The organism is Brachybacterium sp. AOP43-C2-M15 (assembly GCF_052446295.1).
In the GTDB taxonomy this organism is placed as follows: Bacteria; Actinomycetota; Actinomycetes; order Actinomycetales; family Dermabacteraceae; genus Brachybacterium.
In genome coordinates, this window is record NZ_JBQSWB010000016.1 from 13,757 (window position 1) to 28,868 (window position 15,112).

Annotated in this window: 17 protein-coding genes; 2 read left to right on the forward strand and 15 right to left on the reverse strand. The window is 71.1% G+C overall.

Annotated features, from left to right (window positions below; translation table 11 throughout):
* Nucleotides 1-99: 99 nt before the first annotated feature.
* Nucleotides 100-807 carry an endonuclease NucS gene (gene nucS / locus ACT3SP_RS15480; protein ID WP_444588203.1) on the forward strand — a complete coding sequence of 236 codons (708 nt, stop codon included), beginning with the start codon at nucleotides 100-102 and terminating at the stop codon, nucleotides 805-807.
* A 121-nt stretch (nucleotides 808-928) separates the two neighbouring features.
* Nucleotides 929-2,167 (forward strand): N-acetylglucosamine-6-phosphate deacetylase, encoded by a 1,239-nt coding sequence (locus tag ACT3SP_RS15485; protein ID WP_444588204.1) that lies wholly within the window; start codon nucleotides 929-931, stop codon nucleotides 2,165-2,167.
* 47 nt (nucleotides 2,168-2,214) lie between these two features.
* Here the strand turns inward: ACT3SP_RS15485 and ACT3SP_RS15490 are convergent, their stop codons facing one another.
* The 15 genes from ACT3SP_RS15490 to rpmE all read right to left on the reverse strand — a co-directional run bounded on the left by ACT3SP_RS15490 (nucleotide 2,215) and on the right by rpmE (nucleotide 14,991).
* Nucleotides 2,215-2,655: a DUF2550 family protein gene (locus tag ACT3SP_RS15490; protein WP_444588205.1), complete on the reverse strand. Its 441-nt coding sequence runs from the start codon at nucleotides 2,653-2,655 to the stop codon at nucleotides 2,215-2,217.
* Nucleotides 2,656-2,674: 19 nt separating this feature from the next.
* A complete protein-coding gene (locus ACT3SP_RS15495) occupies nucleotides 2,675-2,956 on the reverse strand; it encodes a F0F1 ATP synthase subunit epsilon (protein ID WP_444588206.1) in 282 nt (93 codons plus the stop codon).
* Nucleotides 2,953-4,425, reverse strand: coding sequence for a F0F1 ATP synthase subunit beta (gene atpD, locus ACT3SP_RS15500; RefSeq protein ID WP_444588207.1), 1,473 nt, complete (start codon nucleotides 4,423-4,425; stop codon nucleotides 2,953-2,955). Before atpD ends, ACT3SP_RS15495 begins: the two co-directional genes overlap by 4 nt.
* Nucleotides 4,426-4,487: 62 nt before the next feature.
* Entirely contained in the window at nucleotides 4,488-5,402 is a 915-nt protein-coding gene (locus ACT3SP_RS15505; protein ID WP_444588208.1) for a F0F1 ATP synthase subunit gamma, read from the reverse strand.
* A gap of 71 nt (nucleotides 5,403-5,473) precedes the next feature.
* Nucleotides 5,474-7,099 carry a F0F1 ATP synthase subunit alpha gene (atpA, locus tag ACT3SP_RS15510; protein WP_444588209.1) on the reverse strand — a complete coding sequence of 542 codons (1,626 nt, stop codon included), beginning with the start codon at nucleotides 7,097-7,099 and terminating at the stop codon, nucleotides 5,474-5,476.
* Between the two features lie 81 nt (nucleotides 7,100-7,180).
* A complete protein-coding gene (locus ACT3SP_RS15515; RefSeq protein ID WP_444588210.1) occupies nucleotides 7,181-7,996 on the reverse strand; it encodes a F0F1 ATP synthase subunit delta in 816 nt (271 codons plus the stop codon).
* A gap of 9 nt (nucleotides 7,997-8,005) precedes the next feature.
* The gene (locus tag ACT3SP_RS15520; RefSeq protein WP_444588211.1) at nucleotides 8,006-8,551 is read right to left on the reverse strand and encodes a F0F1 ATP synthase subunit B; all 546 of its coding nucleotides are present in this window, start codon (nucleotides 8,549-8,551) and stop codon (nucleotides 8,006-8,008) included.
* A gap of 11 nt (nucleotides 8,552-8,562) precedes the next feature.
* Nucleotides 8,563-8,790, reverse strand: a complete 228-nt coding sequence (gene atpE / locus ACT3SP_RS15525) for an ATP synthase F0 subunit C (RefSeq protein ID WP_184324624.1) — start codon at nucleotides 8,788-8,790, stop codon at nucleotides 8,563-8,565.
* Nucleotides 8,791-8,910: 120 nt separating this feature from the next.
* Nucleotides 8,911-9,726, reverse strand: a complete 816-nt coding sequence (gene atpB / locus ACT3SP_RS15530; protein ID WP_444588248.1) for a F0F1 ATP synthase subunit A — start codon at nucleotides 9,724-9,726, stop codon at nucleotides 8,911-8,913.
* Nucleotides 9,727-9,917: 191 nt separating this feature from the next.
* Nucleotides 9,918-10,433, reverse strand: a complete 516-nt coding sequence (locus ACT3SP_RS15535; protein ID WP_444588212.1) for a hypothetical protein — start codon at nucleotides 10,431-10,433, stop codon at nucleotides 9,918-9,920.
* On the reverse strand, nucleotides 10,417-11,541 hold the full coding sequence (locus ACT3SP_RS15540; protein WP_444588213.1) for an MraY family glycosyltransferase: 1,125 nt from the start codon (nucleotides 11,539-11,541) through the stop codon (nucleotides 10,417-10,419). Before ACT3SP_RS15540 ends, ACT3SP_RS15535 begins: the two co-directional genes overlap by 17 nt.
* A complete protein-coding gene (locus ACT3SP_RS15545) occupies nucleotides 11,538-12,638 on the reverse strand; it encodes an L-threonylcarbamoyladenylate synthase (protein ID WP_444588214.1) in 1,101 nt (366 codons plus the stop codon). Before ACT3SP_RS15545 ends, ACT3SP_RS15540 begins: the two co-directional genes overlap by 4 nt.
* Entirely contained in the window at nucleotides 12,635-13,540 is a 906-nt protein-coding gene (locus ACT3SP_RS15550; protein WP_444588215.1) for a N5-glutamine methyltransferase family protein, read from the reverse strand. Before ACT3SP_RS15550 ends, ACT3SP_RS15545 begins: the two co-directional genes overlap by 4 nt.
* A complete protein-coding gene (gene prfA / locus ACT3SP_RS15555) occupies nucleotides 13,540-14,685 on the reverse strand; it encodes a peptide chain release factor 1 (RefSeq protein WP_444588216.1) in 1,146 nt (381 codons plus the stop codon). Before prfA ends, ACT3SP_RS15550 begins: the two co-directional genes overlap by 1 nt.
* A gap of 93 nt (nucleotides 14,686-14,778) precedes the next feature.
* Nucleotides 14,779-14,991 carry a 50S ribosomal protein L31 gene (gene rpmE / locus ACT3SP_RS15560; RefSeq protein ID WP_444588217.1) on the reverse strand — a complete coding sequence of 71 codons (213 nt, stop codon included), beginning with the start codon at nucleotides 14,989-14,991 and terminating at the stop codon, nucleotides 14,779-14,781.
* Between the last annotated feature and the right edge of the window lie 121 nt (nucleotides 14,992-15,112).

Genomic DNA, 15,112 nt, shown 5'->3' on the forward strand with positions numbered 1-15,112 from the left:
AGCGCTCCTCATGGGGTTCTCATCCCCCGTCTCGTCCCGGTCTCGTCCGCGTCTCGTCCGCGTCTCGTCCGCGGCCTGCCGGTGCCGTACCCTGGCGGGGTGCGTCTCGTCGTTGCCCGCTGTTCCGTCGACTACACCGGTCGTCTCACCGCCCATCTGCCGCTGGCCCCTCGGCTCCTGATCATCAAGGCCGACGGCAGCGTCCTGGTCCATTCCGACGGCGGGAGCTACAAGCCGCTGAACTGGATGAGCCCTCCGTGCACCCTGACGACCTCGCGCCGCGGCGACGAGGAGGCGTCCGAGGATCCGGAGGGCGAGTGGATCGAGCAGTGGGACGTGGTGCACGACAAGTCCGGTGACCGGCTGCGGGTGCGGCTGCACGAGGTCTTCGAGGACTCCGCCCATGAGCTCGGCGTCGACCCGGGGCTGCAGAAGGACGGCGTCGAGGCCCACCTGCAGGCGCTGCTGGCCGAGAACATCGACACGCTGGGCGAGGGCTGGTCCCTCGTGCGACGCGAGTACTTCACCGCCATCGGGCCCGTGGACATCCTCGCCCGCGACCAGAGCGGCGGATCGGTCGCGATCGAGATCAAGCGCCGCGGCGAGATCGACGGCGTCGAGCAGCTCACCCGCTATCTCGAGCTGATGAACCGCGATCCCCTGCTCGCACCGGTGCGCGGCGTGTTCGCCGCCCAGGTCATCAAGCCCCAGGCGCGGGTTCTGGCGACCGATCGCGGGATCGACTGCGTGACCCTCGACTACGACGCCCTGCGCGGCATCGACGACGCGGAGTCGCGCCTCTTCTGAGGTGACCCGTCCGTCCCTGCCCGTCCTTCCCTGCCCGTCCGTCCCTGCTGCGCCCGTCCCCGCCCGTCCGTCCCGCACGCACCCGGCGCCTGCGCCGACCGCACCGTCAGGAGAGAGCCCGTTGAGCGCCACCGAGCATCCCCCCGCCCCCGCCGTCACCGCCGATCTGGCGCTGCGCGGGTCCGCCGTGCTCGCGCAGGGGCTCGTCCCCGACGCGCTGCTGCTCGTCGCCGACGGTGACATCCTCTGGGCCGGCCCGGCAGCGGGATCTCCCGCGCACACTGCACGACGGAGCATCGAGCACGACGGCCTGATCCTGCCGGGACTGGTGGACCTCCACTGCCACGGCGGGGGCGGCGCCTCCTTCCCCGACGCGAGCTCTCCCGCGGACATGCTCACCGCGATCCGCGAGCACCGCCGTCACGGCACCACCTCCCTGGTCGCCTCCCTGGTCACCGCCGATCCCACCACCCTGCGGGAGCGGGTGCGGGACCTCGCGCAGCTCGCAGCGGAGGCCGAGATCGCCGCGATCCACCTCGAGGGACCCTTCGTCTCCGTCGAGCGACGGGGGGCGCAGAACCCCGAGCACATCACCGCCGGCGACGCCGACCTGGTGCGCGAGCTCGCACAGATCGCAGGCGGAGCTCTCGCGACCATGACCGTCGCCCCCGAGGTGGAGCACGCCGAGGAGGTCATCGAGGCCCTCGCCGAGGTCGGCGCGGTCCCCTCCCTCGGGCACACCGACGCCGGCAGCGCGCAGATGACCGACGCGATCACGCTCTCCCGCACCGCCCTGCGCCGGGAGCAGGGGCGCTCGCCCCTGCCCACCGCCACGCACCTGTTCAACGGGATGCGACCGATCCACCATCGCGATCCCGGCCCCGCGCTCGCGGCGCTCGACGCCGCGGCCGGCGGGGAGCTCGTGGTCGAGGTGATCGCCGACGGCGTGCACCTCGACGCGCGCACCGTCGCCCACGTGTTCGCGATCGCGCCCGAGGGGAACGTCGTGCTCGTCACCGATGCGATGGCGGCGGCGGGGATGCCGGACGGCCAGTACCGCCTCGGCGCGCTCGACGTCACCGTCGACGCCGGCGTCGCGACCCTCACCGGAGGCTCCTCGATCGCGGGCGGCACCGCGCACCTGCTGGACGTGGTGCGCTTCGCGGTCACCGAGGCCGGGATCGACCTGGTGCGCGCGGTGCGCGCCGCCTCGAGCGTCCCCGCGGCCGTGCTGGGGATGCAGGACCGGATCGGCGTGCTCGCCGCCGGACGCCGCGCCGACGCGGTGCTGGTGGACGCGCAGCTGCGCCCGCTGACCGTGCTCCGCAGCGGAGAGCCCGTCCACGGCGTCGACGGCTGAGGATCCTGGTCGGAGATCCCCGGTCCGGGAACCTCGGTCGGCGGGTCTCAGTCCGCATCGCCGAGGACCGAGCCGGTCGGGGCCGCCTCGAGCCAGGAGTTCAGCGCCGCCCCGGAGACGAGGTCGACGATCGCGCTGATCTCGCGGCCGCCCCGCAGGCTGAACTCGAGGAGATAGGTGTCCTCCCCACCCTCCACCTGGGCGGGCAGACGGCGCCGGACCACGTCGCGGATGTCCGTGCGGCGGATCACCACCTCGGGCCTCACCCGCAGCGAGAAGGCACGGAACCAGCGCAGACGATCGGTGCCGAAGCGCATCAGCCCGTGCTGCCAGCTGGTCCCGCCCACCAGGCCCCGTCGGCGCAGCGTGCACTCGAAGGAGCCCCGGGTGCGGGAGACCACCACCTGGCGCAGGACCAGCGCCAGCGCCGCCAGAACGACGAGCATCCCGATCCCCAGCAGGAGGATCGGGATGCTCGAGTCGTTCATGCCGTCTGCGCGGACCGGCTCAGAGGCGGGACTCGCCGGCTCGTGCCGGCTGCGCGTCGTCGACCCCGATGGTCACGACGTCGGCGTCCACAGAGACGAAGCCGCCCTCGACGACCAGCTCCTCGACGTGGCCGTCCTGGTCGATGATCCGCACCGAACCGGTGCCGAGGATCGCGAGGGTCGGCTGCATCTGCGGCAGGATGCCCATCGAACCGTCGATCGCGGGCACCACGACCTGCGCGGCCTGCCCGGTCCAGACCGTGCGGTCCGCGGTGACGAAGGTGACCTCGAGCGCACTCACGCGCCGAGCTCCTTGTCGATGCGGTGCTGGTTCTCGAGCACCATGTCGATCCCGCCGACGTTGAAGAAGGCCGACTCGGTGATGTGGTCGAACTCGCCGTCGCAGATGCCCTTGAAGCCCTCGATGGTGTCCCGCATCGGGACGTCGGAGCCGTCCACGCCGGTGAACTGCTTCGCGAGGTGGGTGTTCTGCGAGAGGAACTGCTGGATGCGGCGCGCACGCGACACGATCACCTTGTCCTCCTCGGAGAGCTCGTCCACACCGAGCATCGCGATGATGTCCTGCAGCTCCTTGTTGCGCTGGAGGATCTGCTTGACGCGCACCGCGGTGTCGTAGTGGTCCTGGCCCACGTAGCGCGGGTCGAGGATCCGCGAGGTCGAGGCCAGGGGGTCGATGGCCGGGTAGAGGCCGCGCGAGGCGATCTCACGCGAGAGCTCGGTGGTGGCGTCGAGGTGGGCGAAGGTGGTCGCCGGAGCCGGGTCGGTGTAGTCGTCGGCCGGGACGTAGATCGCCTGCATCGAGGTGATCGAGTGACCGCGGGTCGAGGTGATGCGCTCCTGGAGCACGCCCATCTCGTCGGCCAGGTTCGGCTGGTAGCCCACGGCCGAGGGCATGCGGCCCAGCAGCGTGGAGACCTCGGAGCCCGCCTGGGTGAAGCGGAAGATGTTGTCGATGAACAGCAGCACGTCCTGCGCCTGCTCGTCGCGGAAGTACTCCGCCATGGTCAGTGCGGACAGCGCGACGCGCAGGCGGGTGCCCGGCGGCTCGTCCATCTGGCCGAAGACCAGCGCGGTCTTCTCGATGACGCCCGACTCGGTCATCTCCTCGATGAGGTCCCAGCCCTCACGGGTGCGCTCGCCGACGCCCGCGAAGACGGACACGCCGTCGTGGTTGTTGGCCACGCGGTAGATCATCTCCTGGATGAGCACCGTCTTGCCCACGCCGGCGCCGCCGAACAGGCCGATCTTGCCGCCCTTGACGTACGGGGTGAGCAGGTCGATCGACTTGATGCCGGTCTCGAACATCTGCGTCGCCGACTCGAGCTGGTCGAAGTTCGGGGCCTTGCGGTGGATCGGCCAGCGGTCGGTGATCTCCAGCTGATCGGCGGGCTTGTTCAGCGGGTTGCCGACCACGTCGAAGACGGTGCCGAGGGTGACGTCGCCGACGGGCACCGAGATCGGAGCGCCGGAGTCGGTGACGGCCTGGCCGCGCACCACACCGTCCGTGGGCTTGAGCGCGATGCCGCGCACCATGCCGTCGCCGAGGTGCTGGGCGGTCTCGAGGGTCAGCGTCGAGGCCTCCAGGCCGGAGCCGGTGTCCTCGATCTCGATGGTCAGCGCGTTGTAGAGCTCGGGGATGCTCCCCGGGGGGAACTCGATGTCGACGACGGCGCCGGTGACGCGCGCGACGCGCCCGGTGGCGGCGGGCGCCGCGGCGGCGGGTGCCTGGCTGTCAGTGGTGGTGGTCATGTGCGTTCTCTCCATGTCGTGCCGACGCTGGGCGCCGTCGGCCAATGTGTCGTCGGCCTGTGTCAGCGTTCGGTGCGGCCGGATCCCGAGAGGGCGTCGGCGCCGCCGACGATCTCCGTGATCTCCTGGGTGATCTCCGCCTGGCGGGCGGAGTTCGCCAGCCGGGTGAACTTGTTGATCTGCGTCTCCGCATTGTCGGTGGCGGTCTTCATCGCACGCTGGGTGGACGCGTGCTCCGAGGCCATCGCCTGCAGCAGGATGTTGATGATCCGCGACTCGATGTAGCGCGGCAGGAGCTCCTCGATGACCGAGTCCGCATCCGGCACGAACTCGTACAGCGGGTAGGAGGGGCCCTCCTGCTCGGCATCGGACTCGACCAGCCCCATCGGCACCATGCGGACCGATCGGGTGTTCTGCAGGAAGCGGCTCTCGAAGCGCGTGCCCACGACGTACAGCTCGTCCAGGTGCACGGCCGGGTCCTCGGAGAGGAGGTCCTCGGTGAGCACCGAGGAGATCTCGCGGCCGAGGTCCGGCAGCTCGTTCTCCTTGTACGGGGTCCACGCCTGCTGCGGCGGCCGGTTGCGGAAGCGGTAGTACGACTCGCCCTTGCGGCCGACGACGTACATCACCGGCTCCTTGCCCTCGTCGCGCAACGTGTTCGCGAGCTGCTCGGCGGCCCGGATCACGTTGTGGGAGTAGGGCCCGGTCATGCCGCGGTCCGCGGTGATCATGAGGATCCCGGCACGGCCGGTCTCGTGGCGCTCGCTGTCCAGGAACGGATGCGAGATCTCGTCCGAGTGCGTCGCCACCGAGCCGATCGCGCGGGTGAGCGCCTCGGCGTACGGCGTCGTCGCCTCCACCCGGGCGTGCGCCTTGGCGATGCGCGATGCCGCGACCATCTCCTTGGCCTTGAAGATCTTCTTCATCCCCTGGGCGGAGCGGATCCTCTGTTTGTATACCCTCTGCTGGGCTCCCATTGCTCTCCTCGTGCGGGATCGGTGCTGGCCGGTCGGTGCCGCCGCCTCCGGGGAGGCGGCGGCCTCACTCCTCAGCCGCGGACGATTTGCTCCTGCTCGATCTCGCCGGCGTTCAGGCGCCCGCTCTCGTCAGTGCGCTCCGCGCCCTGCCCCTTGCCGGCCAGGAAGTCCTGCTTGACCTGGTCGAGGATCCCCGAGAGCTCCTCCTCGGTGGAGGACTCGAACTTGCCCGTGGTGCGGATGGCCTCGAGCACGCCGCCGTTGTGGCGCAGGTGCTCGAGCAGCTGCGTCTCGAACTCGCGGACGTCCTCGACCTCGACGTCGTCGAACTTGCCCTTGGTGCCGGCCCAGATGGAGACGACCTGCTCCTCCATCGGGAACGGCGAGTACTGGGACTGCTTGAGCAGCTCCATGAGACGGGCGCCGCGGCTGAGCTGCTGCTTGGAGGCGGCGTCGAGGTCCGAGGCGAACATGGCGAAGGCCTCGAGATCGCGGAACTGCGCGAGGTCGATCTTCAGGGTTCCCGAGACGGCCTTCATGGCCTTGGTCTGCGCCGAGCCGCCGACGCGGGAGACCGAGATGCCGACGTCGACCGCCGGGCGCTGGTTCGCGTTGAACAGGTCCGACTGCAGGAAGCACTGGCCGTCGGTGATCGAGATGACGTTGGTCGGGATGTAGGCCGAGACGTCGTTGGCCTTGGTCTCGATGATCGGCAGGCCGGTCATCGACCCGCCGCCCATCTCGTCGGACAGCTTCGCGCAGCGCTCGAGCAGGCGCGAGTGCAGGTAGAAGACGTCGCCCGGGTAGGCCTCACGGCCCGGCGGGCGGCGCAGCAGCAGCGACACGGCGCGGTAGGCCTCGGCCTGCTTGGACAGGTCGTCGAAGATGATCAGCACGTGCTTGCCCTCGTACATCCAGTGCTGGCCGATGGCCGAGCCGGTGTAGGGGGCGATGTACTTGAAGCCGGCCGGGTCGGAGGCCGGGGCCGCGACGATGGTGGTGTACTCCATCGCGCCGTTCTCCTCGAGCGTCGCGCGCACCGAGGCGATGGTCGAGCCCTTCTGGCCGACGGCGACGTAGATGCAGCGGACCTGCTTCTCGGGGTCGCCGGACTCCCAGTTGGCCTTCTGGTTCAGGATGGTGTCGATGCCGATCGCGGTCTTGCCGGTCTGGCGGTCGCCGATGATCAGCTGACGCTGGCCGCGGCCGATCGGGGTCATCGCGTCGATCGCCTTGAGGCCCGTCTGCATGGGCTCCTTGACTGCCTTGCGCTGCATGACGCCGGGCGCCTGCAGCTCGAGCGCGCGACGGCCGACGGTCTCGATCTCGCCGAGCCCGTCGATCGGGGTGCCGACGGGGTCGACGACACGGCCGAGGTAGCCGTCGCCGACGGGGACCGAGAGCACCTGGCCGGTGCGGCGGACCTGCTGGCCCTCCTCGATCCCGGAGAACTCGCCGAGCACGACGACGCCGATCTCGCGCAGCTCGAGGTTCAGGGCGAGGCCGAGGGTGCCGTCCTCGAAGCTGACCAGCTCGTTGGCCATGACGTTGGGGAGGCCCTCGACGCGGGCGATGCCGTCAGCGGCCTCGCTGACGCGGCCGATCTCCTCGCGCTCGGTGGCGCCGGCCTGGTAGGTGGACACCGCGGTGTCCAGGGCGTTCCGGATGTCCTCCGGGCTGATCGTGAGCTCCGCCATCTGCTGCTTCGCTTCCTCTCGGTCTCCCCGTCACGGGGATGGTCTGAACAATGCTGGGGACGCCGGGGCGTCGGGTCTGAGTCAGGCCACGAGCTTCGACCGGGCTCGGGAGAGCCGGGCCAGCACGGTGGCGTCGTAGAGGTCGTCGCCGACCTGGATCCGGAGACCACCCACGACATCGGGATCGATCTGGAGGTTCACCTGGATCTCGCGGCCGTAGATGCCGGACAGCACCGCCGAGAGGCGGGACTGCTGCGCATCGTTCAGCGGGACGGCGCTGGAGACCTCCGCGAAGGCCCGACGGCGACGCTCCGAGGCGAACCGGGCGAGCTCCTCGACCCGGCGGGCGGGCTTGAGCTCGGTGCGACGCCCCACCGCGCGGGAGGCGAGAGCGACGGCGAGACGGTGCGCGCGTCCGTCCAGCATCCTGCGCAGCAGCGCGGAGCGCTCGGAGGGCTCGTCCCGCAGACCGTCGAGGGCCGCGGTGAGATCACCGCTGGCATCGATCAGCCGGGAGATCTCGAAGAGCTCCCCCTCGACCTGCTCCAGCGCCCCCTCGGAGTGGGCGAGGTCCAGCAGCGCCGAGACGCCGAGGAGTTCGAGGGCATCGAGGATGTCCTCCTGCTCGGACCACCGGTGACGGGCCACCTCGAGCGCGCTGCCGAGGGTCTGCGGGCTCACCCGGTCGCCGAACAGCGAGCGCACTGCGGCCTCCTTGACCTCGGCGGGGCGGCCGGGGTCGGAGAGGACGCGGACGAGCTGGTTGCTGGAGTCGATGGCGTCCGCCACCGAGAACAGCTCCTGGGCGCAGGTCTCCAGCGAGCCGGGGTCCGCGGCGAAAGCGGACTCGGCCTGCCGGAGCACCTCACCGAAGGAGGTGGAGGAGGTTCCTCGCATCACGGTTCCTTATCGGGTGGTGGTCTGGCTCGACTCGAGGTCGTCCAGGAACCGGTCGATCACTCGTCGGGAGCGCTCGTCGTCGGTGAGGGACTCGCCGACGATCTTCGAGGCGAGATCGCTCGCGAGCGTCCCGACCTCTCCGCGCAGCTCGGTCGAGGCGGCGATCCGCTCGGCGCTCAGCTGCTGGCGGCCGGAGGCGAGAACGCGCTCGTTCTCCGACTCGGCGCGGGAACGGGCCTCGTCGATGATCTTCTGGCCATCGACGCGGGCCTTCTCGCGGATCGCTGCCGCTTCCTGACGGGCGGCGGCGAGCTCCTGCTCCTGATCGGACTTCAGCTGGTCGACCTGCTCCTGGACCTTCTCCGCGTTGCGGATGCCGCCCTCGATCTTCTCGCTGCGCTCGTCGAGCACGGCGTTCATGCGCGGCAGCACGAACTTGATGAAGACGAGCGCGAAGATCAGCAGGAAGATCGCCGACCAGACGATCTCCTCAGGGAGCGGGATCAGCAGCCGCCAGCCGGGGACGGTGTCTGCTCCTTCTGCCAGAATCATGGACTCCGGCCTCAGAAGATCAGGCCGGTGACGATCGCCAGCAGCGCGAGGATCTCGGTGAACGCGACACCGATCAGCATGGTGGTCTGCAGCTGCGAGCGCATCTCGGGCTGGCGGGCCTGAGCCTCAGCGGTCTTGCCGACCAGGATGCCGAGGCCGATGCCCGGGCCGATGGCGGCGAGGCCGTAGCCGAGGGTCGCGATGTTTCCGGTCACCTCGGCGAGGATCGTGGGCTCCATGGGTGTTTCCTTTCGTTGTGCCGCGTCGGGGCGACGATCAGGTCTGGGTCGGGCAGGTAACGGTCTGCATGGTCGGGGAACCGCTCGGCGGAGACCCGGGGCCCTCCGCCGCGGCGGAGGTCAGTGCTCGTCGGAGGTGGCGAGCTGGATGTACACGGCGGTCAGCATCGTGAAGATGAAGGCCTGCAGCGCGGCGACGAAGATCTCGAATCCGTAGATGCCGATAGCCATCGCGCCGGCGAAGGGGCTGATCGCGATCAGCCAGTCGCCGGAGAACAGCAGCGCGTGGGTCATGCCGATGAACACGACGATCATCATGTGGCCCGCGACCATGTTCGCGAGGAGTCGGATCGTCAGCGAGGCCCACCGGATCACGACGACCTGCAGCAGCTCGATCGGGATCAGCAGGATGTAGATCGGCCACGGGATCCCGGGCGGCATCGTCTCGGACTTGAGGTAGCCGAGGAAGCCGTGCTTCTTGATGCCTGCGCCGACGTAGGTGACGAAGGTCCACAGGGCCAGCAGCAGCGGCAGCCCGATCACGGAGGTGCCGGCCAGGTTCAGCCCGGGCACGACGCCCGCGAGGTTCATCGTGAGGATGAAGAAGAACATCGTGATCAGCATCGGGGCGAACCGCGCGCCCTCCTTGAGGCCGAGCGTGTTCGCGATGATGTTGTTCTTGACGAAGTCGATCATCACCTCCACGACGCTCTGGACGCGGCCCGGGACCAGCTTGGCGCGGGAGGCGACGATGCACATGAAGATCAGCACGACGGCGATCACGAGGAGCCGCACCAGCTGGACGCGGTTGAACTCGAAGATCGTGCCCTCGAAGAGCAGCGCCTCGGGGAAGAACTCGCCCAGCGTGGGGATGTGGAAGAACGAGTCGTCCTCTGCGTACAGTGGCGGACTGAGGTCTGCGGTGTTCAGCTCGATCTCCCAGGTGCGTGCGACCGTCGGGGACGGCCTGGATGGTCATGCCAGATCGAGTCCACTCGCGGAGCGGCCACCGTGCGTACGACTGTGGACGTCGCCATGGCGTTCCCGGGTGGTCGATCAGCTCTCGTCGCGTTCACGGTTCTTGGCCGTGATCAGCGGTCGAGCGCCTTGGGAAGCATAACAGAGAGTCATGGACGCGCTCGGGCTCCCGGGCCCTCCTCGGGGTCGTCGACGGGCTCCACGTCGAGCGGTCGGCGGGCGCGCGCGAACAGCAGGCCCTCGATCAGGACCGCCGAGACCGCGCCGACCAGCAATGCGAGACCGATCCAGCGGGCGGAGACCCCGTCGAGGTCTCGGACCGCGAGCAGGACGAGGATCACAATCAGCATCTTGCCCGCCCAGCTGCCGAGCACCGTCGCCGCCATCGAGATGGGGGTGAGCCGCCTGCCGAGGAAGGTGATGACCACCGTCGGCAGGACGATCACGAGGGTCAGTCCGGTGCCGACCAGCGCCCCCGCGAGGGCGGCGGGATCGTCGCGGGTCGCGGCCACGGCGATCACGACGGCGTCGAGCACCAGGCCGACGACGAGCGCGACCAGGGTGGCGCGCTGCATCGCGAGGTCGCCCGCGGCCCGCGGTGTCCGCGCCGTGCGGGCCGGGTCGCTGGCCTCCGGGGTCGAGGACGGCTCAGGCTGAGGGGACATCGGAGTCCTTCCGGTGGCGGCTGGTGCGCCATCTGAGGGGGTCGAAGGTGAGCAGGGCGGCGAACAGCAGTCCGATGACCCAGAAGATCACGACGGTGCGCACCTCGGCCACGATCGGCAGCAGGAGCCCCACCGAGATCACGACCGTCCACGTGTACATGATCAGCACGGCGGTGAGCTTGCTGTGGCCGAGGCTGAGCAGACGGTGATGGAGATGGGCCTTGTCGGCGTGGAACGGCGACTTGCCCGCGCCGATGCGCCGCACCACGGCGAGGCCGAAGTCCAGGATCGGGATCACCATCACGCCGATGGGCAGCAGGATCGGCAGGAACTGCCCGAAGAAGTCCGCACCCGAGAGCCGCCCGGGATCGACCTGCCCGGTCACGGCGATGGTGCTCGCGGCGAGCAGCAGGCCCAGCAGCATCGAGCCGGAGTCGCCCATGAAGATGCGGGCGCGCGTGAGGTTGTGCGGCAGGAAGCCCAGACAGGCCCCGATCATCACCGCCGTGAGCAGCGCGGCCAGCGAGGAGTAGTCGGTGACCGAGGAGCTGCGGGTCAGGGTGTAGGCGTAGGCGAAGAAGGCGGACCCGCCGATGGCCATGACGCCGGCCGCGAGTCCGTCCAGGCCGTCCACGAAGTTCACCGCGTTCATGGCGACGACCACCACGAGCACGGTGAGGATCAGCGCGGTGCGGCCCGAGAGGACGGTGACGCCGTTGATCGGCAGGGTCACCAGGCTCACCCCCTGCCAGGCGAGCAGCACGGCGGCGAGGACCTGGCCGGCGAGCTTGGTCACCCAGTCCAGGTCCCATTTGTCGTCGGCGGCGCCGAGCAGGCAGACCAGCGCCCCGGCGGCGAGGATCGCCCAGGGCTGCCGGGAGTCGCGGAACAGCCCCTCGAGGAACGGGATGTTGCTGGCCACCAGCATCGTGGCCACGACGGCGGCGAGCATCGCCAGCCCCCCGAGGCGCGGGGTCACCGCGTCGTGCACGTCGCGGTCGCGCACCGCCGTCATCGCCCCGGCGCGCCGGGCCAGCAGCCGCACGGCCGGGGTCACCAGATAGGCGATCGCCGCGGCGAGCAGCAGCAGGAACAGGTAGATCCTCACCCGGGCGAGCTCTCCGAGCGCTCGGCGGCGTCCCCCGCGTCGGCGGAGGCCCCCGAGCCGTCGCCGAGACCCTCCAGCGGGGTCTCGGCGGGCGGGGCCTGCTCGAGCGGCACGGTGGTGTCGGGCTCGGAGGGCAGATCGAGCACGGGCGCGGTCGCCGCCGGATCCTCCGCGGCGGGCGTCGCCGTGGGCTCCGGGGCCGAGTCCTGCGTGGTGTCCGGGGCGGTGGGCAGGTGCGCGCCCTCCCCTCCGGCGGCGGCGACCTCGGCGGTGCCGTCGGTGACGCTGTCGTCGGCCGGGCTGCGGACGTCGACTGCCGTGTCCCCGGCGGCGCTGTCGTCGGCCGTGCTGCCGTCATCCGTGCTGTCGTCGGCCGTGCCGTCACCGGCCGTGCTGTCGTCGGCGGTATCGCTGTCGGCCGCGGACTCGTCGTCCTCCTCGGCGGGCTCGGGTTCGGGCGCGGTGAAGATGTCGCCCACCACCTCGATGATCCGCTCCTTGGAGATGGCGCCCTCCCGGACGATCTCCGCCGGGGTGACCGTGGTGTCCAGGATCGTGGAGCTCTCCCCGAGGGGGGCCGGTCCCCCGTCGAGGTAGATCTCGACGGAGTCGCCGAGCTGGGTCGCGGCGTCCAGCACGCTCAGCGCTGCGGGGCGGGCGTGGCGATTGGCGCTCGAGACGGCCAGCGGGCCGGTGCTGCGCAGCAGCTCGAGGGCGACCTCGTCGTCGGGCATGCGCAGCGCGACGGTGCCGCGGGTCTCCCCCAGGTCCCAGGTCAGGGACGGCTGCGCGGTGAGGATCAGGGTGAGCGCGCCCGGCCAGAGCTCGTCGGTGAGGTCCTCGACGTAGTCCGGGACGTCCGTGGCCAGCGCCAGCAGCACCGCATGGTCGCCGATCAGCACGGGCGGCGGGGTGTCGCGGCCGCGCCCCTTCGCCTCGAGCAGCGCCTGGACGGCGTCCGGGGTGAAGGCGTCCGCACCGATGCCGTAGACGGTGTCCGTCGGCAGGACGATCAGTCGACCGCCCCTCACGGCGTCGACGGCGGCGGCGAGGGCGTCCTCGCGGGTCTCAGGGTTCTGGGTGTCGTGCACGGTCACCGGGACAGTCTCTCATCTCCGTGGGCGGGTGCTCCCGGGACTCGGCGCGCGAGCAGGAAGCGGTCGCGTCCGGTGAGGTCGGGGGCGGTCTCGATCCGGTCGAAGCCTCCGTGCTCGGCCGCGGCACCGCGGGTCGCCGCGCCCTGGACGTCCGCGTGCTCCATGATCAGCACTCCCCCGGGCCGCAGCAGCACCGCCGCCCAGGCGATGACCGCGCGCGGGACCTCGAGGCCGTCGGCGCCGCCGCCGAAGAGGGCGCGGTGCGGATCGTGCTCGATCACCTCGAGCTCCCGGGGTCGGGCGTCGAGGGGGATGTAGGGAGGGTTCGAGAGGATCGCGTCCACCGGGGCGGCGGCGGCCAGGTCGGGCACCTCGCCGCGCAGGTCCGCCTGCAGCACCCGGCCGCGACCGCGCCCGGCGAGCTCGAGGTTCTCCGCGGTCAGCGCGGCGGCGTCCGCGTCGATCTCGACGGCGAGCACCCGGGCGTCGGGGATCTCGTCGAGCACGGAGGCCCCCAGGGCGCCGGAGCCCGCGCAGAGATCGACCACGCTCGCGAGCGGCCCCTCCGAGCGCTCGCGCAGGAGGTCCAGCGCCAGCTCGGTCTCGGGGCGCGGGATGAAGACGCCGGGACGGATCCTCAGCTCGAGCCGGCGGAACGGCGCCCGGCCGAGGATCAGCTGGAGCGGCTCGTGGCGTTCGCGCCGGACCGTGAGCTCCTCGAGCCGCGCCCCGAACTGCGCAGGCAGGTCGTCGAGCATCACCAGCGGGCCCTCGGTCCCTGCGGCGCGGGCGATCAGGGCCCGGGCGTCGACGCTCGGGGAGGCCACCCCGGCCTCCCCCAGTCGGCGCGTGGTCGCGGCGAGAGACTCCCGCAGCCGGACACGGACCTCGGGGACGTCCATCAGGAGCCCTCCTGCGCGGTCCCGGCCTCGGCGTCGGCGAGGCGCGCCGCGCGCTCGACGTCCCGAGAGGAGGCGATGAGCTCCTCGAGATCGCCGGCGAGCACCTGGGCGAGGTTGCCGGCCTTGTACCCGGTGCGGTGATCGGCGACGCGGGACTCGGGGAAGTTGTAGGTGCGGATGCGCTCGCTGCGGTCCACGGTGCGCACCTGCGAGCGACGGGCGGCGGAGGACTGCGCCTCCTGCTCGGCGCGGCGGGCGTCGAGCAGTCGCGTGCGCAGGATCCGCAGGGCCTGCTCGCGGTTCTGCAGCTGGCTCTTCTGGTCCTGGCAGGAGACCACCACCCCCGTGGGCAGATGCGTGATCCGCACGGCCGAGTCGGTGGTGTTCACGCTCTGCCCGCCCGGTCCGCTCGAACGGAAGACGTCGATGCGCAGGTTCGACGGCGCCATCGCCTCCGCCAGCACCTCGGACTCGTCCGCCTCGTCCGCCTCGGGGAGCACCAGCACACCCACGGCGGAGGTGTGGATGCGGCCCTGGGACTCCGTCACCGGCACCCGCTGGACCCGGTGCACCCCGGCCTCGTGCTTGAGGTGGGCGTACACGCCCTCGCCGGGGCCGGTCGCGGCGCGGGCGGAGATCGCCACGGTGACGTCCTTCAGACCGCCGAGGTCGGACTCGGCGGAGGTGAGCACCTCGAGGCGCCAGCCCCGGGCCTCGGCGAAGGCCCGGTACATGCGCAGCATCTCTGCGGCGAAGAGGGCGGACTCCTCGCCGCCCGCACCTGCCTTGATCTCGAGGATCACGTCGCGGGCATCATCGGGGTCGCGCGGCGCCAGCAGGTCCTCGAGGTGCTCGCGCTCGGCGCCGAGCCGGGCGGCGAGCTGCTCGGCCTCGGCGGCCAGCTCCTCATCGGCCTCGCCGAGCGCGATGAGCTCGCGGGCGGTCTCGAGGTCCGCGGCGGTGGAGTCCCGACGGGCGGCCGCGGCCAGCACGCCCTCGAGCTCGGCGTAGCGCCGCCCCACCCGGCGCGCGCGGGCCGGGTCGTCGTGCAGCGTAGGGTCCGCCATCGACTCCTGCAGGTCTGCATGCTCGCGACGCAGCGGCGCGAGGCGGTCTCCCCCGTCGTGCTCGTCGTGCTCGCTCATCGCAGTTCCCTCCTCCGCACCCTGCTCCGCACCCTCACATGCGACGACGCCGGTGCACGCCCTGGGGCGCGCACCGGCGTCGGAGGCAGAGGGTCAGGCGCTCTTCTTGCCGTAGCGGGCCTGGAAGCGGGCCACGCGGCCGCCGGTGTCCAGGATCTTCTGCTTGCCGGTGTAGAAGGGGTGGCACTCGGAGCAGACCTCGGTGCGGATCGCGCCGCTGGACTGGGTGCTGCGAGTGGTGAACGAGTTGCCGCAGGTGCAGGACACCTGGGTCTCGACGTAGGTGGGGTGGATCTCAGCCTTCATGTCTCTCCTTGCTCGGGGTCGCTGGGTCGGCGCCCGGCGGGCGCCGTGAACCAGAACCGACGTCACAGTCTGCCACGCCGCCGGTGTCCCCGGCGAGGGATCCCGGTGCGGCGTGCGCAAC